This window comes from Pseudomonas sp. UBA5568 (genome assembly GCF_002425525.1).
GTDB lineage: Bacteria > Pseudomonadota > Gammaproteobacteria > Pseudomonadales > Pseudomonadaceae > Aquipseudomonas > Aquipseudomonas fulva.
This window is the reverse complement of the sequence record NZ_DIMK01000040.1, coordinates 26,770-47,564: the sequence shown is the minus strand read 5'-3', so window position 1 is coordinate 47,564 and position 20,795 is coordinate 26,770. Positions and strand designations below refer to the sequence as shown.

Here is a 20,795-nt window from a genome sequence, read left to right as displayed (position 1 = left end):
CAAGAATCAAAGGAATGAAAGCAATCCAATAATTCGTTTGCACCCCCTGATGACACGCGCTTGGATTGGCAGTACATCGCCCATAGGTCCCTGCCCCATGAACCACGACTGCATCAGCCAATCCATCGCCATCGTTCATCCCATCACCCTTTCACATGGCCGCAACGCCGAGGTGTGGGACGAGCAAGGTAAACGCTACATCGATTTCGTAGGCGGCATCGGCGTGCTGAACCTGGGCCATTGCAATCCCGCGGTCGTTCAGGCCATACAGGCTCAGGCCAGCCGCCTGACTCACTACGCCTTCAATGCAGCGCCGCATGCCCCTTACCTTGAGCTGATGGCGCAACTGAGCCAATTCATCCCGGTCGATTACGCGCTGGCCGGCATGCTGACCAACAGCGGCGCGGAGGCAGCGGAAAACGCCCTGAAAGTCGCCCGCGCGGCGACCGGCAAGCGCGCCATCATCGCCTTCGACGGCGGCTTCCACGGGCGTACACTGGCCACCCTGAACCTCAACGGCAAGGTGGCCCCTTACAAGCAGCGGGTCGGCGAACTGCCGGGGCCGGTGTACCACATGCCCTACCCCAGCGCCGACAACGGGGTTACCTGCGAACAGGCCCTCAAGGCGATGGGCCGCCTGTTCAGCGTCGAACTGGCAGTGGAGGACGTGGCGGCGTTCATCTTCGAGCCGGTGCAAGGCGAAGGCGGATTCCTCGCCCTTGACCCAAGCTTTGCCCAGGCCCTGCGCCGCTTCTGTGACGACCATGGCATCCTGATCATCATCGACGAGATCCAGTCCGGATTCGGCCGCACCGGCCAGCGCTTCGCCTTCCCGCGCTTGGGGCTTGAGCCCGACCTGCTGCTGTTGGCCAAAAGCATTGCCGGCGGCATGCCGCTGGGTGCGGTGGTCGGGCGCAAGGAACTGATGGCAGCGCTGCCCAAGGGCGGCCTGGGTGGCACCTATTCAGGCAACCCAATCGCCTGCGCAGCGGCCCTGGCCAGCCTGGCGCAGATGACCGACGAGAACATCGCTACCTGGGGCGAACGTCAGGAGCAGGCAATCGTGCGCCGCTTCGCACACTGGCAGGCGATGGGCCTGCCGTTCCTCGGCCGCCTGACCGGCGTCGGTGCCATGCGCGGGATCGAGTTCGTCAATGCCGACGGCAGCCCGGCACCGGCGCAGCTGGAAAAGGTGATTGAAGCGGCACGCGCCAGGGGGCTGCTGCTGATGCCCAGCGGCAAGGCGCGGCACATCATCCGCCTGTTGGCACCGCTGACCATCGAGGCCCACGTGCTCGAGGAAGGCCTGGATGTGCTCGAGCAGTGCCTGGCAGAGCTCGACTGAGAAGAAACGGGTCTTAAAGACCCAGCTCTTGCGGGGTAAGCATGTCGGACTCGAAGGCAATCCAGCCGCCTTCGAGCTCGGCGTGGCCGTTGACGATCGGGCCATAGTAGGTCAGGCCGTTTTCCAGGGTCACGCAGATGTGCGTGGCGTTCTTTTCCGGCGCGGCCAGCGTACCGACGAAATGCACCTTCTTGAGGGTCTCGGTCACCGCCTCCAGGCCCACGCGCATGCTGGCGTTTTCCGAGGCTTCGATGTCGCCGCCTCGGTCTTCGGCGCTGATGGTGATGGTGGCGATGTACGGGTACTGGTTGCTCAAGCGGGTCTACCTCGAAACGTGGGTGGGCATAGGGGCGCGTAGAGTACGGCAGCCGTCACGCCTTGTCTCTAGCGTTCGCCTGCTGAGCCCGCACGGGACAGGCCAACACAGGTGATCTGCTCGCCATGATCTGTTAGGGTGCCGGCCGATACACGCCCTAGCATACGAGGATCCCGAGTGAGCGCCGAAGAACCCCTGATCGCCGACCTGTTCGACGTCGACAAACGCCTGTCCCTCAAGCCGGTCGTGGATTTCAACAGCTACCTGCGCAATGCGTTTGGCGAGGGACCCTGCCGCTGCCACCGTTGCCTTGAAGGCGCCGACCAGACGGCCTACGCCCTGGCGCACACGTTTTCGTTCGACGGCCGGCAATGGCATCGCCGCTTCGCCAGTACCGCCGCCAGCGACATGGCCCAAGTTCTGAAAAAGGCTTGGCTGTCCTACACCAAGGCTGATCTGACGCTGTCCGGCATGCTCGACCTGAGCACCGTACAGACCTTTACCGATGCAGCGCTGCACCCGCGCCTGCTCGCCCTGCTGCCCGCCAGCGGGCTGGCCCGTGAAGCCGACGGACAGTGGCACCTGCAGGCCCCGACCGACTGAGACCCTGGCCTGCGGTACCCTCGGCGGGCCGGCGCTTCAGTGCTGTTCGCCGGCCCGCTTGAGCAGCTTCTTGCAACGCTCGGACAAATGCACCACCCGCAGGTGCTTGCCGGCTTTGGCATAGCGCTCGCGCAAAGTTTTCAACGCGGCAATGGCCGAATAGTCCACAAAGCTCAAGTGCTGGCAGTCCAAGGTCACCTCGGCCGGATCATTGGCCGGGTCGAACTGGTTCAGGAACGGCGCGGTCGAGGCAAAGAACAACGTGCCGTGCACCTGATAACGCTTGTGCCCGTGCTCGTCTTCATGACTGTCGGCGTACAGTTCGCGCGCATGTTGCCAGGCAAAGTTCACCGCCGCGATCACGATGCCGAACAGCACGGCCATGGCCAAGTCGGTGAAGACCGTCACCACGGTGACGGCGATGATCGCCAGCATGTCGTTCACCGGCACCTTGTGCAGCACCCGCAGCGACGTCCAGGCGAACGTCTGTTGCGCTACCACGAACATCACGCCTACCAGGGCCGCCAAGGGGATGCGCTCGATCAATGGCGAAAGGAACAGCACGAACAACAGGATCATCACCCCGGCCATCATCCCGGACAGTCGCCCTCGCCCGCCGGAACTGAGGTTGATCACCGTCTGCCCGATCATGGCGCATCCGCCCATGCCGCCACACAATCCCGACACCATGTTGGCCGCCCCGAGCGCGACGCACTCGCGGTCCGGAAAGCCGCGGCTTTCAGTGATCTCGTCCGTCAGGTTGAGGGTGAGCAGGGTTTCGAGCAGGCCCACCATGGCCATCAACACGGCGTAAGGGGCGATGATCTGCAGCGTTTCAAGGGTCCAGGGCACCGCCGGCCAAGCCAGCTGCGGAAGGCCACCGGCAATGTGGGCCATGTCACCCAGGGTGCGCGTCGGCAGGTCGAACAGGTACACCAACAGACCTACGCCTAGGATCGCAACCAGCGCCGGTGGCACAGCGCGGGTGAGCCTGGGCAGGATGTAGACCACCGCCATCGTCAACCCCACCAGGCCGACCATCAAGTACAAGGGCGCGCCGTCGAGCCAGCGCTCGCCTTGCTTGAAATGCTCCAGCTGGGCCATGGCAATGACGATCGCCAGGCCGTTGACGAAGCCGAGCATTACCGGGTACGGCACCAGCCTGACCAGCTTGCCCAGGCGCAGCACGCCGAACAGGATCATCACCACGCCCCCGAGCAACACCGTGGCCAGCAGGTATTGCGCGCCGTGCTGCACCACCAGCGCGACGATCACGACGGCCATCGAGCCCGCGGCACCGGAAATCATCCCAGGTCGACCGCCAAACAGCGCGGTCAGCGTGCAAATGACGAATGCGCCATAAAGGCCCATCAATGGATTGAGGTGTGCCACCAGGGCGAAGGCAATGCATTCGGGCACAAGAGCAAACGAGGTGGTCAAGCCGGCCAGCAGGTCGGCGCGTAGGCGAGCGGGTTTCATGGGTTTCCTGAGTGACGGTCCAGAACGGACGGAGCGCGAAAGTAAAGGCGCGATGTTACGGAATTTGTCAGGCAGGAGCCACCGATCAGCGCACCCGATCGCGACTCTGCACCGCCAAATCCAGGGCACGCTGCATGTCCAGCCGTGCAGACCGCCCAAGGTCCGGATCATCCAGGCGCCCGCCTCGCTCCGACGGCAAGATGGGGGCAGTCAGGTCCTCGGCATCCATCGCCTCGAAATCCTGCTGCTCGCCAAGGGTCAGCGCACTACGCCGTAGCAACATGCGCACCTGCGCTGGGGTCAGCGCCGGATTGATCGCCAGCATCGCGGCCACGGTGGCCGCCACTAAAGGCGTGGCATAGGACGTGCCGCAATGGGGCTTTGCGCCGGAGGGCCGCAGGCATGCAGCGGCACTGACATCCACGCGGCTGTCGATGTTGGAGCTGTGGCGCTTGCGCACATGGCGCGGGTCATTGACCGGGACAGCGTGTTCACTGCGCTGATGGCCGCCCACCACGAGCAACTGTTCGGTGACGAATGACGACGGTAGCCGATATTCGTCCGTGCCCGACCACGAAGCCCCATTACCCGCCGAATTCACCACGATGACATCCGGATGCTTGGCCCGCAGCCACAGGAAGAACTCCTCGAGCAGCTCCTCGTAACCGCTCATGGCCAGCCCGGAACGGACCAGCGAATCGACCTCATCCCCTTTGATGTTACGCGCACCTACTCGGTGGATGCCCCAACTCCAATTCAGCACCCGCACACCGTCCTGCACCAGGTTGACCGATGCAGCGATATTGGCCGTGATACCGGCATCGGAATTACGGTCGACGATCACATCGAACCCCGGGCTGGCCTTGCCCAGGCCAGCGAGAAACCCCTCGTCCTGGGCGGCATAAATGCCCGCCACGTGGGTGCCATGGCTAGCAGGCTCGCTGACGTCCCTGGCATACACGCATGTCTGCCCGTGCTGGCAGGCGCCGCGATAACCCTTGAAGCCAGGCGCATCGAAGTCCACACCCCTTTCGATCACCCCCACCCGCACAGGCTGGACGGGAATTCTGGATGCAGGGATGCGGCGCTGATAGTAGTACAGGGCGTCCATGAAGCGGTTGGCGGCCCATTCGTCCGCCTGGGTGATGGCCGGTTCGGCGCGCCCGTCCCCCTCCGCGCCCCGCTCGGGAGCCGACTCTTCAACGATCACCGCATCGACACTGACCTCCGTGCCCATGCGTAGGATCATGGCGTCCCGTTGCACCAGGTCGTGCACCGGCAAGCGCAATTGGTAGACGTTCAGTGGCGCTATGGCACCCACCACCTGCGCCCCGTACTTGTCGGCAATGCGCCGCGCCTCCTGCAGACCGTCGTATCTTTCCTCTATCAGCACACTGACCAGATTCAGGTAGGTGGTCAGGCCGTCCATGTTCTTGGCCACTTCATCGGGGCCTGCGGCGACCACATGGCTGCGCTGACGGGTCAACCACACAGGGTTGCTGGCCTGCCCGTCGACCTCCAGCCACAACGGCGCACTTGGCCCAGACGGGTGTTCAAGGGTCAGCGTGAGCGTGTCCCCCTGGCGCTCCAACGCTCCAGCAGGTACCGCCACACCCCCAACCTTGAGCGTTGGCGCCTGTTCACCTAGGCCGGTCACGCGCAGGCACCACTGCTGGCGCTCGGCACTCAGTCGATCACCGCAGCGTTGCAGTTGCTGGATGCGCAGCGTATCAGGCGCCGCCTGCAGACCGGCGCTCCACAAGCACGCCCATACGATGAACCAGCGTTTCATGACAGTCGTCCTCGGATAACCTGTGATTGCGACCCACGGCCCCTGCCAAGGTTCAGCCGTTACCCTGCCCTTCAAGACCCTCCTTGTGGAGGCCGAGCCACAGGTGGGCACTACTGAGGGCCCAGGCATCAATTGCTGCGAAATGGCTCAGGAAGTTCGGGTGCTGCCGATGCAGCGATTACACTCACCTTTTACGGAGACCCTGCCCATGTCCACACGCCCGCTTTTCATCTCGCTGGCACTGCTGGTCAGCCTGACCGCACAAGCCCAAACTGAGGTCGTGCCACTGCAGCACCGCAGCAGCGCCGAGTTGCTGCCGCCCGCGCAAGCCTTCATCGGCCAGGACGGTACTGTCAGCGCCTTCGAGAACAAACTCATCGTCAATGCCAGCCCGCAACGCATTGGCGAACTGCGTGAGCTACTCAAGCAACTGGACACCGCCGCCAAACGCTTGCTGATCAGCGTCGACACCAGCGACAGCCAATTTCAGGATACGCGCGGCAACGCGAAGATCATCCGCCGCGGCACCTCCAACCGCGACGGCGGCGTGCAGCAGATCCAGGCCAGCGAAGGTCAGCCAGCGCTGGTTCAGGTCGGCCAGAGCATCCCCGTAACCAGCTCCAGTACCGATGGATATGGGCGTGTGCAGAGCGATACCCAATACCGCAATGTAACCCAGGGTTTTTACGTAACACCGACCCTAACTGGAGACACCGTTCGCCTGCAGATCAGCACTAATAATGATCGCATCAGCCGCGAACGTGCAGATGTAGTGGATGTTCAAAGCACCGACACAACTCTCACCGGCAAGGTGGGTGAGTGGATCGATATGGCCGGGTATAACCAGCAGAGCCAGGCCGGCTTTAGTACCGGAAGCCATACCTACAGCACTGAACGGGGAAAAAACATGACAGTGCGGGTAAAAGTCGATGTTTTGGACTGATCCGAGACAGTCTGCGGCCTCGACCAAAGGCCTCTGAACTGACTGATGAGTCGTATTAGACCAAAGATGTAGTAGACCCAAAAAAGCACTACAAAACGTTTGACAGACACTTTTTAGCGAGGGCATGATGGCCTCGCTCCCGCTAATCAGGGGCCCTGGCAAGGGCCTTGGGGCGCCCTCCGTCACCGTGGAGGCGCCCCGTGTCCGTACAGCCCATAAGGCCGTTCGACGAGGTTGCGACTGCACCGAGCAAGTGGTTTCGAGGGACTCAAGTGCGTCACCGCCGTCACAGCATTCGTGTAGCACCGCAGCGAGGCATCCACGAGCCGACCTGCAGGGGCACTGATGCACATGACTGCCCGCCTTGCACCCCATCCTTGCCCGCTGCCGCCGTACCCGCTTGAACAGGACTGCCGCCAGCGCCCTGATCTGCCCCGAGCATCCGCACAACTAATCCAAGATCGATGCGACGAGGTTTACTTCCATGGCACTGACACGCGAACAGCAAATTGCAGCCCTTGAGAAAGACTGGGCCGAAAACCCGCGCTGGAAAGGCGTGACCCGTACCTACACCGCCGCCGATGTCGTTCGCCTGCGTGGCTCCCTGCAGCCGGAGCATACCCTGGCCCGCCTGGGTGCTGAAAAGCTGTGGAAACTGGTCACTCAAGGTGCACATCCATCGTTCCGCCCGGAAAAAGACTTCGTCAATTGCATGGGCGCCCTCACCGGTGGCCAGGCCGTGCAACAGGTCAAGGCAGGCATCCAGGCCATCTACCTGTCGGGCTGGCAGGTAGCTGCCGACAACAACTCTGCCGAGTCCATGTACCCCGACCAGTCGCTGTACCCTGTCGACTCGGTGCCGACGGTGGTCAAGCGCATCAACAACTCCTTCCGCCGTGCCGACCAGATCCAGTGGAAGGCAGGCAAGAACCCTGGTGATGAGGGCTACATCGACTACTTCGCGCCTATCGTGGCTGACGCAGAAGCAGGCTTTGGCGGCGTGCTCAATGCCTACGAGCTGATGAAGAACATGATCGAAGCGGGCGCGGCTGGCGTGCACTTCGAAGACCAGCTGGCCTCGGTGAAAAAGTGCGGCCACATGGGCGGCAAAGTTTTGGTACCTACCCAGGAAGCCGTGCAAAAGCTGGTCGCCGCGCGCCTGGCAGCCGATGTTTCGGGCGTGCCGACCATCATTCTGGCCCGTACCGACGCCAACGCCGCCGACCTGCTGACCAGTGACTGCGACCCATACGATCAGCCGTTCGTGATCGGCGAGCGCACCCGTGAAGGCTTCTACAAAGTACGCGCCGGCCTCGACCAGGCCATCGCCCGCGGCCTGGCTTACGCCCCCTACGCCGACCTGATCTGGTGCGAAACCGCCAAGCCGGACCTGGACGAAGCCCGCCGCTTCGCCGAAGCGATCAAGAAGGAGTACCCGGACCAGATCCTCTCGTACAACTGCTCGCCTTCCTTCAACTGGAAGAAGAACCTGGACGATGCCACCATCGCCAAATTCCAGCGCGAGCTGTCGGCCATGGGCTACAAGCACCAGTTCATCACCCTGGCCGGCATCCACAACATGTGGCATGGCATGTTCAACCTGGCGCACGACTACGCCCGCAACGACATGACCGCCTACGTCAAGCTGCAAGAGCAGGAGTTCGCCGACGCCAGCAAGGGCTACACCTTCGTGGCGCATCAGCAGGAAGTGGGTACGGGCTACTTCGATGACATGACCACTGTGATTCAGGGTGGGGCTTCGTCGGTGACCGCACTGACCGGTTCGACTGAGGAAGAGCAGTTCCACTAACCAGTGGGTTGCGGTTGAACGAAGGCCCGGAGCTTGTGAAGGCACCGGGCCTTCGTTTTGCTGAAGTTGGCCAGATCAAGCTACACCAAACCTGCACGCGGTCCGGAGTTTCTTGGCAAAGAACAAGGGGCTTCGCAAAGCGCGATGAGTTTTTCTGCAATCGACGCCTAGCAGTATTACCAGTTTTTTGCAGCAGCCTCTTCTGTAAACCTTGCGACTGGCCCAATCAGGAGTCGCATCATGCCAACGATTTCCAAAGCCGGTGAGCTGGACCCTACGTTTGCTTCAAGAGGCCGCTTTTGGCACAACCACTACAACCACGCTGGCCCAATGGCCTTGCTCGAATCAACCGGACACATCCTCCTGTCCTCGGCTCACAGGGCTGAGCAATACATCAAACTGCTACGGCTAGGAGCTGGCGGAGCGCCTGACCGAGAGTTCGGAACCGACGGGGTCGCCACCGTTGAATACACCGGTGCCTTACGGGTCTATCTGTCCACGATCGTTGCGGACGAAACCGAGGGAATCTATGTGGTAGGTGACTACAACGATGCCCCGAATTCGTTTTGTCCCGTCGTCTTTCACGTGCTCCCAGATGGTAAGCCCGACACGCAATTTGGCGAAAATGGACAGGCCTACCGTGTTATTGGTCGATCAGCTCCATGCGCCAGGACCGGCCAATCAAGTCAACCCCCGCCTCCAAGCACCGCAGTTCCAATGTCCAGCAAAGCGCCAGCGGCAGTATTCGGGACGGCGTCCTCTACTTTCATTCGCGCGATCATATTGTTGCCATTTCGCTGAACGGGGATTTGGCTACCGAGTTCAATGGCACCGGCTTCTGGCGCGCTGACACCAGGGGCAGCCCGTGCTACTGGGCACGATAGCGGTAAATGAACAAGGTATTTATGCCGCGCACGCGCCTATGCCTACCGAGGATTACCACAGCCACGTCATCGTGACCCGCCTTGATAACCGAGCCAACGTTGACGAGACGTTTGCCGCGCGCGGCCATTTGCAGTTGAGCACGCCCGGGCACACGCTGCTTGCAGCGCGTCTTGAACAGTCCATCTCCAACACTGACTTCGTGCTGGCGTGCCGGACCGACATCAATACCTATGATGAAGGTTCCGCGCTCATGTCTTTCGAATGCGACGGTACGCCCAACACCCATTTCAATGCAGGGCAACCTGTCATTATTCAAAAGAACCCATTGGTCATGGCTTCCGCGCTGGACCTGGCCTTCGATGGGCAACCAGGCGATCACGAAAAAATTTACCTGAGCGTGCTGTATGAAGACGAAGCAGCACGCGACCCATTTGCCCTGTTGCGCTTCAACGGTGATGGCACCTTGGACGATGATTTCGGTACTGCTGGCTGGGCATTTGTCGGGGAGAGCGGGACGGCCCTGGAGGTCAGCTGTCAAAGCAATGGCCAGCCGCTTGTCGCCTGTAACCTGAAGCTTGCAACAGATCCTCGTACCGGCATCTATCTGGTACGCCTGACGCGGTAGCCGGTCGAAAGCCATCGGTGATAAGGATGTAGCAGTCAAGGACGGGGCCAACGCTTCATGGCTTGTGGGCCTTCACCTGAGTGCACTGACCTACCACTGGTACGCCTGCCCTGTAGCAGCGGCCTTGCGCGGCGCCAGACCACGCAAGTCGCTAGGCTAGGCCATCTGGCCGAAAATCACTGCGCCATGCCCAGCTCGGCGTCGTCCATCAACGCTTTGGCCATGGCGCTGAGGTAGTGGGCCGCCCAGATCATCATCGGCCTCTCTTCCGTCAGGCCGATGATGGTCAATCCGCGAACGTAACCCATCAACTCCGACGACTGCTCGCGAGCATCCCGACACGGTATGCCGGGCTCGATGCGAAACAACGCGTGGGTGCCGTTTTCGCCTTGGCAAAAGGTGGTTTGACCGATGGTGAATTGGGTGTCTTCTATGGTCATTTTCGAATCCCCTGGAAATTTCCTACTGCATGGCCGGCCCCTGACGCAGCCAGATCCGCTCCCGCCGTGGATGTGGAACCTTGCGAGCTGCGGTGATCGGGAAGGCGTGGGCGTACCCGCCAAAGGCCGGCTGTAGCTGCACATCGATCAGCTTCAATGCAAAGGCTTGGCACTCGCCGGGATCTGCACCTGGATCAAGGCCGACTCAAGCAAAGCTCGAAGCGCTTCGAGTTCATGCATCGTGGTCATCATCAGGATCGATGCCGGGGACCTGGGCTGTAGGAGCAAGACCTGATGCACCACGGTAGCTGCGCAGAGTGCGTGGTCGGTGGCCTGGGTCAGGGTGTCTTCGAGGGAATGGGAGTTGCGGGGTGGATCGGGGACGACTTTCAGCATGACTTGCTCCTTTCTTTCCTGTAGGACTGCCAGCCATGCGCTGTCAAACGGTTAGGTGGCAGCTATGCGCGGGTTGACAGACCGGTGGAAAGAAAGAAAGACCGGCGCACGCAAGCGTGCCCACACGCACAGCCGCCATAGAGGCAAGCGAGTGCACCTTCTTTCAATTCCGGCCTGTCAAAGCCGTGTCGTTGATGAGCAACGACAGGCCGAGACTAGAGCGCCGCCCGGGCAGCCGCAACGGAAAACAGGCGGCAAGAGTATGTTTGGGAAATGCCCTACAGGGAAGGGGTTAAATCCGACATTCCAGTGCCCTTGCGCCCAACTGCACCTGGCGCTCAGCCACCTCTTTTGCGTAGACGGTGTCGCAGAAAGCGAGCGCCGCCCACCTAGCGCCTGTCCCAAGGTCAGGGCAATCAGGGCACCCTGGTCTATGCTACAGACCACAGCGGCACATGATCCAACCACCGCGCTCACGCTTTAGTATTGATCCAGAGCGGTACCCAGCGTGTCGAAAACTGCTAGAACACGAGCTTTTCGCATTTGCAAGCACAGGAAATCTGCAGATGAACTTTACACGGCGCAGAACGGACCAACTAAGAAGCGCAGCGCTAAATGGTATTAATTATCATTACTCAATTCGTAATTCGTTACCACTCGCAAGAAACATAATTAACAAAAGCGCGCGCAATGCCCGAATCTCAAGGCTTTCAGCCAGTTACAAGCCGAATGTGTTGTTGACCCTGCGAATAAATTTGCTACGGAAATTTTACTTGCACCGGGTTTACCCATAAAATCAGCAGGATTGATTCAGCTGCGACATTTGGTCACTGCAAGTGCGACACCACGTCGCCGCTCTACACTTATTTCAGACTGCAGAGCTGGGTCTCTGTATAAGGATTTGAAGCATGTCCGATTCGGCAGGACTCATCGCCCACAACTGGGGCTTTGCCATTTTCCTTCTGGGTGTCGTCGGCCTGTGTGCCTTCATGCTCGGCCTGTCCAGCCTGCTCGGCAGCAAGGCTTGGGGTCGCGCCAAGAACGAACCCTTCGAATCCGGCATGCTGCCCACCGGCAGCGCTCGCCTGCGCCTGTCGGCAAAATTCTATCTGGTCGCGATGCTCTTCGTGATCTTCGATATCGAAGCCCTCTTTCTCTTTGCATGGTCTGTGTCCGTCCGCGAAAGCGGCTGGACCGGGTTCGTCGAAGCACTCGTTTTCATAGCAATTCTGTTGGCAGGTCTTGTCTACCTATGGCGCGTCGGGGCCCTTGACTGGGCTCCCGAAGGTCGCCGCAAGCGGCAAGCGAAGCTGAAACAATGAGGCTTTGGCATGCAATACAATCTCACCAGAATCGATCCGGACGCACCCAACGAGCAATACCCGGTCGGTGAACGGGAAACCGTCACCGATCAACTGCTCGAAGACCAGGTCCACAAGAACATCTTCATGGGCAAGCTCGAAGATGTGTTGCGTGGCGCCGTCAACTGGGGCCGCAAGAACTCCCTGTGGCCGTACAACTTCGGCCTGTCCTGCTGCTACGTGGAAATGACCACGGCCTTCACGGCACCCCACGACATCGCCCGCTTCGGCGCCGAAGTCATCCGGGCCTCGCCGCGCCAGGCCGACTTCATGGTCATTGCCGGTACCTGCTTCATCAAGATGGCGCCGATCATCCAGCGTCTCTACGAGCAGATGCTCGAGCCCAAATGGGTCATTTCCATGGGTTCGTGCGCCAACTCCGGCGGCATGTACGACATCTACTCGGTCGTTCAGGGGGTCGACAAGTTCCTCCCCGTGGACGTCTACGTGCCCGGCTGTCCGCCACGCCCTGAGGCTTTCCTGCAAGGCTTGATGCTGCTGCAGGAGTCGATCGGCCAAGAGCGACGTCCGCTTTCCTGGGTCGTGGGCGATCAAGGCATTTACCGTGCCGAGATGCCCGCCCAGAAGGAGCTGCGTCGTGAACAGCGCATTGCCGTCACCAACCTGCGCAGCCCCGACGAAGTCTGATCCAGCGACCTGCCGCCGGCGCCCGAGGGTGCCGGCGGCCTGGCTTCATTCTTAACGTTGACCCAAAGCGACCGAGACCATGACAGCGGACAACGCTATTTACATTCCGCCCTACAAGGCAAACGACCAAGATGTGGTCGTCGAATTGCACAACCGTTTTGGCGCCGAAGCATTCGTCGCCCAGGAAACCCGCACCGGCATGCCCGTGCTGTGGGTCAAGCGCGCCCAGCTCAAGGAAGTGCTGAGCTTCCTGCGCGGTGTGGCCAAGCCCTACAGCATGCTGTACGACCTGCACGGCGTCGACGAGCGCCTGCGCACCCAGCGCCGCGGCCTGCCTGCCGCCGACTTCAGCGTGTTCTACCACCTGCTGTCGATCGAGCGTAACAGCGATGTGATGATCAAGGTCTCGCTCAGCGAAGGCGACCTGAACCTACCGTCGGTGACCAGCATCTGGCCCAACGCCAACTGGTACGAGCGTGAAGTGTGGGACATGTTCGGCATCGATTTCGCTGGCCACCCGCACCTGAGCCGCATCATGATGCCGCCGACCTGGGAAGGTCACCCGCTGCGCAAGGACTATCCGGCCCGCGCCACCGAGTTCGATCCCTACAGCCTGACCCTGGCCAAGCAGCAGCTTGAGGAAGAGTCGGCGCGCTTCAACCCCGAAGCCTGGGGCATGAAGCGCCAGGGCGCCAACGAGGACTACATGTTCCTCAACCTTGGCCCCAACCACCCGTCTGCCCACGGTGCCTTCCGTATCGTCCTGCAACTCGACGGTGAAGAAATCGTCGACTGCGTACCGGACATCGGCTACCACCACCGTGGTGCCGAGAAAATGGCCGAACGTCAGTCCTGGCACAGCTTCATTCCTTACACCGACCGTATCGACTACCTCGGCGGTGTGATGAACAACCTGCCGTACGTTCTGGCGGTGGAAAAGCTGGCCGGCATCCAGGTGCCGCAAAAGGTCGACGTGATTCGCATCATGCTCGCCGAATTCTTCCGTATCACCAGCCACTTGCTGTTCCTGGGCACCTACATCCAGGACGTGGGCGCCATGACCCCGGTGTTCTTCACCTTCACCGACCGCCAGCGCGCGTACACGGTGATCGAGGCGATCACCGGTTTCCGTCTGCACCCGGCCTGGTACCGTATCGGTGGCGTCGCCCACGACCTGCCGCGTGGCTGGGACAAACTGGTCAAGGATTTCGTCGAGTGGCTGCCCAAGCGCTTGGACGAATACACCAAGGCCGCGCTGCAGAACAGCATCCTCAAGGGCCGTACCATTGGCGTGGCCGCCTACAACACGCAAGAGGCACTGGCCTGGGGAACCACCGGTGCCGGCCTGCGCTCCACCGGTTGCGACTTCGACCTGCGCAAGGCCCGCCCCTACTCCGGCTACGAGAACTTCGAATTCGAAGTACCACTGGCCCACAACGGCGATGCCTACGATCGCTGCATGGTCCGCGTCGAGGAGATGCGCCAGAGTATCCGCATCATCGACCAGTGCCTGCGCAACATGCCCGAAGGCCCGTACAAGGCGGACCATCCGCTGACCACGCCGCCACCCAAAGAGCGCACCCTGCAGCACATCGAGACCCTGATCACCCACTTCCTGCAAGTGTCGTGGGGCCCGGTCATGCCGGCCAACGAGTCGTTCCAGATGATCGAGGCGACCAAGGGCATCAACAGTTACTACCTGACGAGCGACGGCGGCACCATGAGCTACCGCACCCGGATCCGCACCCCGAGCTACCCGCACCTGCAGCAGATCCCCTCGGTGATCAAAGGCAGCATGGTCGCCGACCTCATTGCGTACCTGGGCAGTATCGACTTCGTTATGGCTGACGTGGACCGCTAAGCATGAACAACACGCTTATCCAGACAGACCGTTTCGCCCTGAGCGAAACCGAACGCTCGGCCATCGAGCATGAAATGCACCACTACGAGGACCCGCGTGCGGCGTCCATCGAAGCCCTGAAGATCGTGCAGAAAGCCCGTGGCTGGGTGCCGGACGGCGCCATCCACGCCATCGGCGAGGTGCTGGGCATCCCGGCCAGCGACGTCGAAGGCGTCGCCACCTTCTACAGCCAGATCTTCCGCCAGCCGGTGGGCCGCCACATTATCCGCGTGTGCGACAGCATGGTGTGCTACATCGGCGGCCACGAGTCGGTGGTCAGCCAGATCCAGAGCGAGCTGGGCATCGGCCTGGGTCAAACGACTGCCGATGGCCGCTTCACCCTGCTGCCGGTCTGCTGCCTTGGCAACTGCGACAAGGCCCCGGCGCTGATGATCGACGACGACACCTTTGGCGACGTGCAGCCTGCTGGCGTCTCCAAACTGCTGGAGGGTTACGCATGACCATCACTTCCTTCGGCCCGGCCAACCGCATCGCGCGCTCGGCTGAAACCCATCCGCTGACCTGGCGCCTGCGTGAAGACGGCGAGCCGGTCTGGCTGGCCGAGTACGAATCGAAGAACGGCTACGCCGCTGCCCGCAAGGCGCTGGCGCAGATGTCGGCTGACGAGATCGTGCAAAGCGTCAAGGACTCCGGCCTCAAGGGCCGTGGTGGCGCGGGCTTCCCCACCGGGGTGAAGTGGGGCCTGATGCCCAAGGATGAGTCCATGAACATCCGTTACCTGCTGTGTAACGCCGATGAAATGGAGCCCAACACCTGGAAGGACCGCATGCTGATGGAGCAACAGCCCCATCTGCTGATCGAAGGCATGCTGATCAGCGCCCGCGCGCTGAAGGCCTACCGCGGCTACATCTTCTTGCGCGGCGAATACACCACGGCGGCAAAAAACCTCAACCGTGCCATCGATGAAGCCAAGGCCGCTGGCCTGCTGGGCAAGAACGTCCTGGGCAGCGGCTTCGATTTCGAGCTGTTCGTGCACACCGGTGCAGGCCGCTATATCTGCGGTGAAGAAACCGCGCTGATCAACTCGCTCGAAGGTCGCCGCGCCAACCCACGCTCCAAGCCGCCCTTCCCTGCCGCCGTGGGCGTGTGGGGCAAGCCGACCTGCGTGAACAACGTCGAGACCCTGTGCAACGTGCCGGCCATCGTCGCCAATGGCAACGACTGGTACAAGTCGCTGGCCCGCGAAGGCAGCGAAGACCATGGCACCAAGCTGATGGGCTTCTCCGGCAAGGTCAAGAACCCAGGCCTGTGGGAGCTGCCGTTTGGCGTCACCGCACGCGAACTGTTCGAGGACTACGCGGGCGGCATGCGCGACGGCTTCCGGCTCAAGTGCTGGCAGCCAGGCGGGGCCGGCACCGGTTTCCTGCTGCCCGAGCACCTGGACGCGCAAATGTACGCGGGCGGTATCGCCAAAGTCGGCACCCGCATGGGGACCGGCCTTGCCATGGCGGTGGACGACAGTGTCAGCATGGTCTCGCTGCTGCGCAACATGGAGGAGTTCTTCGCCCGTGAGTCGTGCGGCTGGTGCACACCGTGCCGTGACGGCCTGCCCTGGAGCGTGAAGATGCTGCGCGCCCTGGAGAACCGCCAGGGCCGCGCCGAAGACATCGAGACCCTGCTGGGGCTGGTCAACTTCCTCGGCCCAGGCCGTACCTTCTGCGCCCACGCACCCGGTGCGGTGGAGCCGCTTGGCAGTGCCATCAAGTACTTCCGCTCGGAGTTCGAGGCCGGTGTCGCACCGGTTGTCGCTGGCGAGGCGTTGCGCCCTGACCTGGCAAGACCGCTTCAGGCCGGGCCGACCGTAGTCGGCGCATAACACGATGTTCCTGCGGGTGGTCCGTGCCACTCGCCAGCTTGCCGACAGGCCCGACCCGATCGCGGCGTGTCGCAGGCTTACCGATTTCCATTAGCCACGCCTGCTCACGCGGGCCAACGAAGAACTTTGAACAATGGCCACTATCCACGTAGACGGCAAAGCGCTCGAAGTCAACGGTGCAGACAACCTGTTACAGGCCTGTCTGTCACTTGGCCTCGACATCCCTTATTTCTGCTGGCACCCGGCGCTTGGCAGCGTCGGTGCCTGTCGCCAATGTGCGGTCAAGCAGTACACCGACGAGAACGACACGCGCGGGCGTATCGTCATGTCCTGCATGACGCCTGCATCCGACGGTACCTGGATCTCCATCGACGATGACGAGTCCAAGGCGTTTCGCGCCAGCGTCGTCGAATGGCTGATGACCAACCACCCGCACGACTGCCCGGTGTGCGAGGAAGGCGGGCACTGCCACCTGCAAGACATGACAGTGATGACCGGCCACAACGAGCGCCGCTATCGCTTCACCAAGCGCACCCACCAGAACCAGGACCTCGGCCCGTTCATCGCCCATGAGATGAACCGCTGCATCGCCTGCTACCGCTGCGTGCGTTACTACAAGGACTACGCCGGTGGCACCGACCTGGGTGTCTATGGCGCCCATGACAACGTGTATTTTGGGCGCGTCGAAGACGGTGTGCTGGAAAGCGAGTTCTCGGGCAACCTGACCGAAGTCTGCCCAACCGGCGTGTTCACCGACAAAACCCACTCCGAGCGCTACAACCGCAAGTGGGACATGCAGTTTGCCCCGAGCATCTGCCACGGTTGCTCCAGTGGCTGCAACATCAGCCCAGGCGAGCGTTACGGTGAACTGCGCCGCATCGAGAACCGTTTCAACGGCTCGGTGAACCAGTACTTCCTGTGCGACCGAGGCCGCTTCGGCTATGGCTACGTCAACCGCACGGATCGTCCACGCCAGGCGCAACTGGCCGACGGCACCAAGTTGGGCCTGGACGCGGCCCTGGACAAAGCCGCCGACCTGCTGCGCGGCCGTACCATCGTCGGTATCGGTTCGCCACGCGCCAGCCTCGAAAGCAACTATGGCCTGCGCGAACTAGTCGGTGCCGAGTATTTCCACTGCGGGATGGAAGCCGGTGAGCTGACGCGCGTGCGTCTGGCGCTAGAGGTGCTGAACAACAGCCCCCTGCCCGTTCCGACCCTGCGCGACATCGAAGACCATGATGCGGTATTCGTGCTCGGTGAAGACCTGACCCAGACCGCTGCCCGCGTCGCCCTGGCCGTGCGCCAGGCCACCAAGGGCAAGGCCGAGGCCATGGCCGAGGCGATGAAGGTTCAGCCGTGGCTCGACGCTGCCGTCAAGAACATCGGTCAGCATGCGCTGTACCCCCTGTTCATCGCCAGCCTGGCCGAGACCAAGCTCGACGACGTGGCCGAAGAATGCGTGCATGCAGCCCCGGCGGACCTGGCCCGTCTCGGTTTTGCCGTGGCCCATGCCATCGACCCAAGTGCGCCAGCCGTCGCCGGCCTGGACGACGAGGCCAAGGCGCTGGCCCAGCGCATCGCCGATGCCCTGATCGCGGCCAAGCGCCCGCTGGTCATTGCCGGCACCTCGCTGGCCGATGCTTCGCTGATCGAAGCAGCCGCCAACATCGCCAAGGCCCTGAAGCTGCGCGACAAACAAGGCTCCTTGAGCCTGGTGGTGCCTGAAGCCAACAGCCTTGGCCTGGCCATGCTGGGTGGCGAGTCGGTCGACGCGGCACTGGATGCGGTCATCGACGGCAAGGCCGACGCCATCGTGGTGCTGGAAAACGACCTCTACGCCCGCGTCCCTGCAGCCAAGGTGGATGCTGCACTGGCAGCGGCCAAGGTGGTCATCGTTGCCGACCACTCCAGAACCCCGACGGTCGAGCGCGCTCACCTGGTACTGCCGGCCGCCTCCTTCGCCGAAGGCGACGGCACCCTGGTCAGCCAGGAAGGCCGTGCCCAGCGCTTCTTCCAGGTGTTCGACCCGCAGTACCTGGACAGCAGCATCCAGGTCCACGAAGGCTGGCGCTGGATGCACGCCCTGCGTGCCACCCTGCTGGCCAAGCCCGTGGACTGGACCCAACTGGACCACGTTACCCACGCCTGCGCCCAGGCGGCCCCGCAACTGGCTGGCATCGTCGATGCCGCGCCAAGCGCCGCCTTCCGCATCAAGGGCCTGAAGCTTGCCCGTGAGCCGCTGCGCTACTCCGGGCGCACCGCCATGCGCGCCAACATCAGCGTGCACGAGCCGCGTACCCCGCAAGATCGCGATACCGCGTTCGCCTTCTCCATGGAAGGGTATTCGGGCTCGGCCGAGCCACGCCAGCAGGTCCCGTTCGCCTGGTCGCCAGGTTGGAACTCGCCCCAGGCCTGGAACAAGTTTCAGGACGAGGTGGGTGGTCACTTGCGTGCCGGCGACCCAGGCGTGCGGCTGATCGAATCCAAAGGTGATGGCCTGGCCTGGTTCACCACGGTACCTGGCGCCTTCAACCCGGCCCGCGGCACCTGGACAGCGGTACCGTTCTTCCACCTGTTCGGCAGCGAAGAAAGCTCCTCGCGTGCCGCGCCGGTGCAAACGCGCATCCCGGCTGCCTACGTGGCCCTGGCCAAGTCCGAAGCCGATCGCCTGGGCGTCAACGAAGGTGCCCTGCTGGACCTGAACGTCGCGGGTGTGGCGCTGCGCCTGCCGCTGCGTATCAATGAAGCGCTGGGCGTTGGCCTGGTCGCGCTGCCCAAGGGCTTGGCCGGCATCCCGCCTGCCGTGTTCGGGGCATCCGTCGAAGGCCTGCAGGAGGCAGCACAATGAGCTGGTTCACCCCCGAAGTGATCGACGTGATCCTCACCGTGCTAAGGGCCATCGTGGTCCTGCTGGCGGTGGTGGTCTGCGGCGCGCTGCTCAGCTTCATCGAGCGGCGCCTGCTGGGCTGGTGGCAGGACCGTTACGGTCCGAACCGCGTTGGCCCGTTCGGCATGTTCCAGATCGCTGCCGACATGTTGAAGATGTTCTTCAAGGAAGACTGGAACCCGCCCTTCGTCGACCGCGTGATCTTTACCCTGGCACCCGTCGTGGCCATGAGCGCCCTGCTGATTGCCTTCGTGGTCATTCCGATCACCCCGACCTGGGGCGTGGCCGACCTGAACATCGGCCTGCTGTTCTTCTTCGCCATGGCAGGTCTGTCGGTCTATGCCGTCCTGTTCGCCGGCTGGTCCTCGAACAACAAGTACGCCTTGCTGGGCAGCTTGCGGGCCTCGGCCCAGACCGTGTCGTACGAAGTGTTCCTGGGCCTGGCGCTGATGGGCGTGGTGGTACAGGTCGGTTCGTTCAACATGCGCGACATCGTCGAGTACCAGGCGCAGAACCTGTGGTTCATCATTCCGCAGTTCTTCGGCTTCTGCACCTTCTTCATCGCTGGCGTGGCCGTGACTCACCGTCACCCCTTCGACCAGCCGGAGGCGGAACAGGAACTGGCCGACGGCTACCACATCGAGTATGCCGGCATGAAATGGGGCATGTTCTTCGTCGGTGAGTACATCGGCATCATCCTCATCTCGGCGCTGCTGGTCACCCTGTTCTTCGGCGGATGGCACGGCCCGTTCGGCATCCTGCCGCAACTGTCGTTCCTGTGGTTCGCCCTGAAGACCGCGTTCTTCATCATGCTGTTCATCCTGCTGCGCGCCTCCATTCCGCGCCCACGCTATGACCAGGTGATGGACTTCAGCTGGAAGTTCTGCCTGCCGCTGACCCTGATCAATTTGCTGGTGACCGCTGCGATCGTGCTTTACAACACGCCAGCCGTCGCGGCCCAGTGAGGATTTGACCCATGTTCAAGTATATCGGCGACATCGTTAAGGGCACCGGCACCCAGCTGCGCAGCCTGGCCATGGTGTTCTCCCACGGGTTTCGCAAGCGCGACACCCTGCAGTACCCCGAAGAACCCGTGTACCTGCCGCCGCGCTACCGTGGCCGCATCGTCCTGACGCGCGACCCTGACGGCGAAGAGCGCTGCGTGGCCTGCAACCTGTGCGCGGTGGCCTGCCCGGTGGGCTGCATCTCGCTGCAGAAGGCAGAAACCGACGACGGCCGTTGGTACCCGGAGTTCTTCCGCATCAACTTCTCGCGCTGCATCTTCTGTGGCCTGTGCGAAGAAGCATGCCCGACCACCGCAATCCAGCTGACTCCGGATTTCGAAATGGCCGAGTTCAAGCGTCAGGACCTGGTGTACGAGAAAGAAGATCTGCTGATCTCCGGCCCCGGCAAGAACCCTGACTACAACTTCTACCGTGTTGCGGGCATGGCGATCGCTGGCAAGCCGAAAGGCGCTGCGCAGAACGAAGCCGAGCCGATCAACGTGAAGAGCTTGCTCCCATAAGGA

At 62.2% G+C, this 20,795-nt stretch carries 18 protein-coding genes; 13 read left to right on the top strand and 5 right to left on the bottom strand.

The features are described 5' to 3' along the window. The first annotated feature begins 97 nt into the window (after positions 1–97). Positions 98–1,345 carry a 2-aminoadipate transaminase gene (locus tag B2S33_RS12645; RefSeq protein WP_288650397.1) on the top strand — a complete coding sequence of 416 codons (1,248 nt, stop codon included), beginning with the start codon at positions 98–100 and terminating at the stop codon, positions 1,343–1,345. 13 nt (positions 1,346–1,358) lie between these two features. Here the strand turns inward: B2S33_RS12645 and B2S33_RS12640 are convergent, their stop codons facing one another. Then, positions 1,359–1,661 (bottom strand): hypothetical protein, encoded by a 303-nt coding sequence (locus B2S33_RS12640; RefSeq protein WP_027916244.1) that lies wholly within the window; start codon positions 1,659–1,661, stop codon positions 1,359–1,361. Positions 1,662–1,838: 177 nt separating this feature from the next. On the opposite strand from B2S33_RS12640, the gene B2S33_RS12635 reads away from it, so the two are divergent. Further along, positions 1,839–2,264 carry a hypothetical protein gene (locus tag B2S33_RS12635; RefSeq protein ID WP_028686568.1) on the top strand — a complete coding sequence of 142 codons (426 nt, stop codon included), beginning with the start codon at positions 1,839–1,841 and terminating at the stop codon, positions 2,262–2,264. 36 nt (positions 2,265–2,300) lie between these two features. Here the strand turns inward: B2S33_RS12635 and B2S33_RS12630 are convergent, their stop codons facing one another. After that, the gene (locus B2S33_RS12630; protein ID WP_288650395.1) at positions 2,301–3,743 is read right to left on the bottom strand and encodes a SulP family inorganic anion transporter; all 1,443 of its coding nucleotides are present in this window, start codon (positions 3,741–3,743) and stop codon (positions 2,301–2,303) included. An 85-nt stretch (positions 3,744–3,828) separates the two neighbouring features. Then, positions 3,829–5,535, bottom strand: a complete 1,707-nt coding sequence (locus B2S33_RS12625; protein ID WP_288650393.1) for a S8/S53 family peptidase — start codon at positions 5,533–5,535, stop codon at positions 3,829–3,831. Between the two features lie 208 nt (positions 5,536–5,743). Between B2S33_RS12625 and B2S33_RS12620 the strand changes: the two genes are divergently transcribed. The 3 genes from B2S33_RS12620 (at position 5,744) to B2S33_RS12610 (ending at position 9,798) form a co-directional block, all read left to right on the top strand. Next, the gene (locus B2S33_RS12620) at positions 5,744–6,478 is read left to right on the top strand and encodes a secretin N-terminal domain-containing protein (protein ID WP_028686571.1); all 735 of its coding nucleotides are present in this window, start codon (positions 5,744–5,746) and stop codon (positions 6,476–6,478) included. A 484-nt stretch (positions 6,479–6,962) separates the two neighbouring features. Continuing rightward, entirely contained in the window at positions 6,963–8,288 is a 1,326-nt protein-coding gene (gene aceA, locus B2S33_RS12615; protein ID WP_023534769.1) for an isocitrate lyase, read from the top strand. Positions 8,289–9,153: 865 nt separating this feature from the next. Then, positions 9,154–9,798 carry a hypothetical protein gene (locus tag B2S33_RS12610; protein WP_288650392.1) on the top strand — a complete coding sequence of 215 codons (645 nt, stop codon included), beginning with the start codon at positions 9,154–9,156 and terminating at the stop codon, positions 9,796–9,798. Positions 9,799–9,974: 176 nt separating this feature from the next. Here the strand turns inward: B2S33_RS12610 and B2S33_RS12605 are convergent, their stop codons facing one another. Both B2S33_RS12605 and B2S33_RS12600 read right to left on the bottom strand, forming a co-directional pair. Then, on the bottom strand, positions 9,975–10,238 hold the full coding sequence (locus B2S33_RS12605) for a DUF3077 domain-containing protein (RefSeq protein WP_288650391.1): 264 nt from the start codon (positions 10,236–10,238) through the stop codon (positions 9,975–9,977). Between the two features lie 153 nt (positions 10,239–10,391). Further along, positions 10,392–10,634, bottom strand: coding sequence for a hypothetical protein (locus B2S33_RS12600; RefSeq protein ID WP_049695694.1), 243 nt, complete (start codon positions 10,632–10,634; stop codon positions 10,392–10,394). A gap of 908 nt (positions 10,635–11,542) precedes the next feature. On the opposite strand from B2S33_RS12600, the gene B2S33_RS12595 reads away from it, so the two are divergent. The 8 genes from B2S33_RS12595 (at position 11,543) to nuoI (ending at position 20,792) form a co-directional block, all read left to right on the top strand. Then, positions 11,543–11,956 (top strand): NADH-quinone oxidoreductase subunit A, encoded by a 414-nt coding sequence (locus tag B2S33_RS12595; RefSeq protein WP_008096178.1) that lies wholly within the window; start codon positions 11,543–11,545, stop codon positions 11,954–11,956. 9 nt (positions 11,957–11,965) lie between these two features. Beyond that, on the top strand, positions 11,966–12,643 hold the full coding sequence (locus B2S33_RS12590; protein ID WP_023534774.1) for a NuoB/complex I 20 kDa subunit family protein: 678 nt from the start codon (positions 11,966–11,968) through the stop codon (positions 12,641–12,643). Between the two features lie 79 nt (positions 12,644–12,722). After that, positions 12,723–14,504 carry an NADH-quinone oxidoreductase subunit C/D gene (nuoC, locus tag B2S33_RS12585; protein WP_023534867.1) on the top strand — a complete coding sequence of 594 codons (1,782 nt, stop codon included), beginning with the start codon at positions 12,723–12,725 and terminating at the stop codon, positions 14,502–14,504. A gap of 2 nt (positions 14,505–14,506) precedes the next feature. Further along, entirely contained in the window at positions 14,507–15,004 is a 498-nt protein-coding gene (gene nuoE, locus B2S33_RS12580; protein ID WP_197873672.1) for an NADH-quinone oxidoreductase subunit NuoE, read from the top strand. Next, positions 15,001–16,380 carry an NADH-quinone oxidoreductase subunit NuoF gene (gene nuoF / locus B2S33_RS12575; RefSeq protein ID WP_023534745.1) on the top strand — a complete coding sequence of 460 codons (1,380 nt, stop codon included), beginning with the start codon at positions 15,001–15,003 and terminating at the stop codon, positions 16,378–16,380. The genes nuoE and nuoF overlap by 4 nt, the downstream gene beginning before the upstream one ends. Before the next feature lie 133 nt (positions 16,381–16,513). Then, complete coding sequence (nuoG, locus tag B2S33_RS12570) at positions 16,514–19,228, top strand: NADH-quinone oxidoreductase subunit NuoG (protein ID WP_288650390.1); 2,715 nt, start codon at positions 16,514–16,516, stop codon at positions 19,226–19,228. Continuing rightward, positions 19,225–20,232, top strand: coding sequence for an NADH-quinone oxidoreductase subunit NuoH (gene nuoH / locus B2S33_RS12565; protein WP_027916254.1), 1,008 nt, complete (start codon positions 19,225–19,227; stop codon positions 20,230–20,232). The genes nuoG and nuoH overlap by 4 nt, the downstream gene beginning before the upstream one ends. Positions 20,233–20,243: 11 nt before the next feature. Beyond that, the gene (gene nuoI, locus B2S33_RS12560) at positions 20,244–20,792 is read left to right on the top strand and encodes an NADH-quinone oxidoreductase subunit NuoI (RefSeq protein WP_023534793.1); all 549 of its coding nucleotides are present in this window, start codon (positions 20,244–20,246) and stop codon (positions 20,790–20,792) included. Positions 20,793–20,795 lie beyond the last annotated feature (3 nt).

What these genes read in the sequence shown, in the direction of transcription:
- B2S33_RS12645 (WP_288650397.1), top strand. Translation starts at nt 98, where the DNA reads ATGAACCACGACTGCATCAGCCAATCCATCGCCATCGTTCATCCCATC.
- B2S33_RS12630 (WP_288650395.1), bottom strand. Translation starts at nt 3,743, where the DNA reads ATGAAACCCGCTCGCCTACGCGCCGACCTGCTGGCCGGCTTGACCACC.
- B2S33_RS12625 (WP_288650393.1), bottom strand. Translation starts at nt 5,535, where the DNA reads ATGAAACGCTGGTTCATCGTATGGGCGTGCTTGTGGAGCGCCGGTCTG.
- B2S33_RS12620 (WP_028686571.1), top strand. Translation starts at nt 5,744, where the DNA reads ATGTCCACACGCCCGCTTTTCATCTCGCTGGCACTGCTGGTCAGCCTG.
- aceA (WP_023534769.1), top strand. Translation starts at nt 6,963, where the DNA reads ATGGCACTGACACGCGAACAGCAAATTGCAGCCCTTGAGAAAGACTGG.
- B2S33_RS12605 (WP_288650391.1), bottom strand. Translation starts at nt 10,238, where the DNA reads ATGACCATAGAAGACACCCAATTCACCATCGGTCAAACCACCTTTTGC.
- B2S33_RS12600 (WP_049695694.1), bottom strand. Translation starts at nt 10,634, where the DNA reads ATGCTGAAAGTCGTCCCCGATCCACCCCGCAACTCCCATTCCCTCGAA.
- B2S33_RS12595 (WP_008096178.1), top strand. Translation starts at nt 11,543, where the DNA reads ATGTCCGATTCGGCAGGACTCATCGCCCACAACTGGGGCTTTGCCATT.
- B2S33_RS12590 (WP_023534774.1), top strand. Translation starts at nt 11,966, where the DNA reads ATGCAATACAATCTCACCAGAATCGATCCGGACGCACCCAACGAGCAA.
- nuoC (WP_023534867.1), top strand. Translation starts at nt 12,723, where the DNA reads ATGACAGCGGACAACGCTATTTACATTCCGCCCTACAAGGCAAACGAC.
- nuoE (WP_197873672.1), top strand. Translation starts at nt 14,507, where the DNA reads ATGAACAACACGCTTATCCAGACAGACCGTTTCGCCCTGAGCGAAACC.
- nuoF (WP_023534745.1), top strand. Translation starts at nt 15,001, where the DNA reads ATGACCATCACTTCCTTCGGCCCGGCCAACCGCATCGCGCGCTCGGCT.
- nuoG (WP_288650390.1), top strand. Translation starts at nt 16,514, where the DNA reads ATGGCCACTATCCACGTAGACGGCAAAGCGCTCGAAGTCAACGGTGCA.
- nuoH (WP_027916254.1), top strand. Translation starts at nt 19,225, where the DNA reads ATGAGCTGGTTCACCCCCGAAGTGATCGACGTGATCCTCACCGTGCTA.
- nuoI (WP_023534793.1), top strand. Translation starts at nt 20,244, where the DNA reads ATGTTCAAGTATATCGGCGACATCGTTAAGGGCACCGGCACCCAGCTG.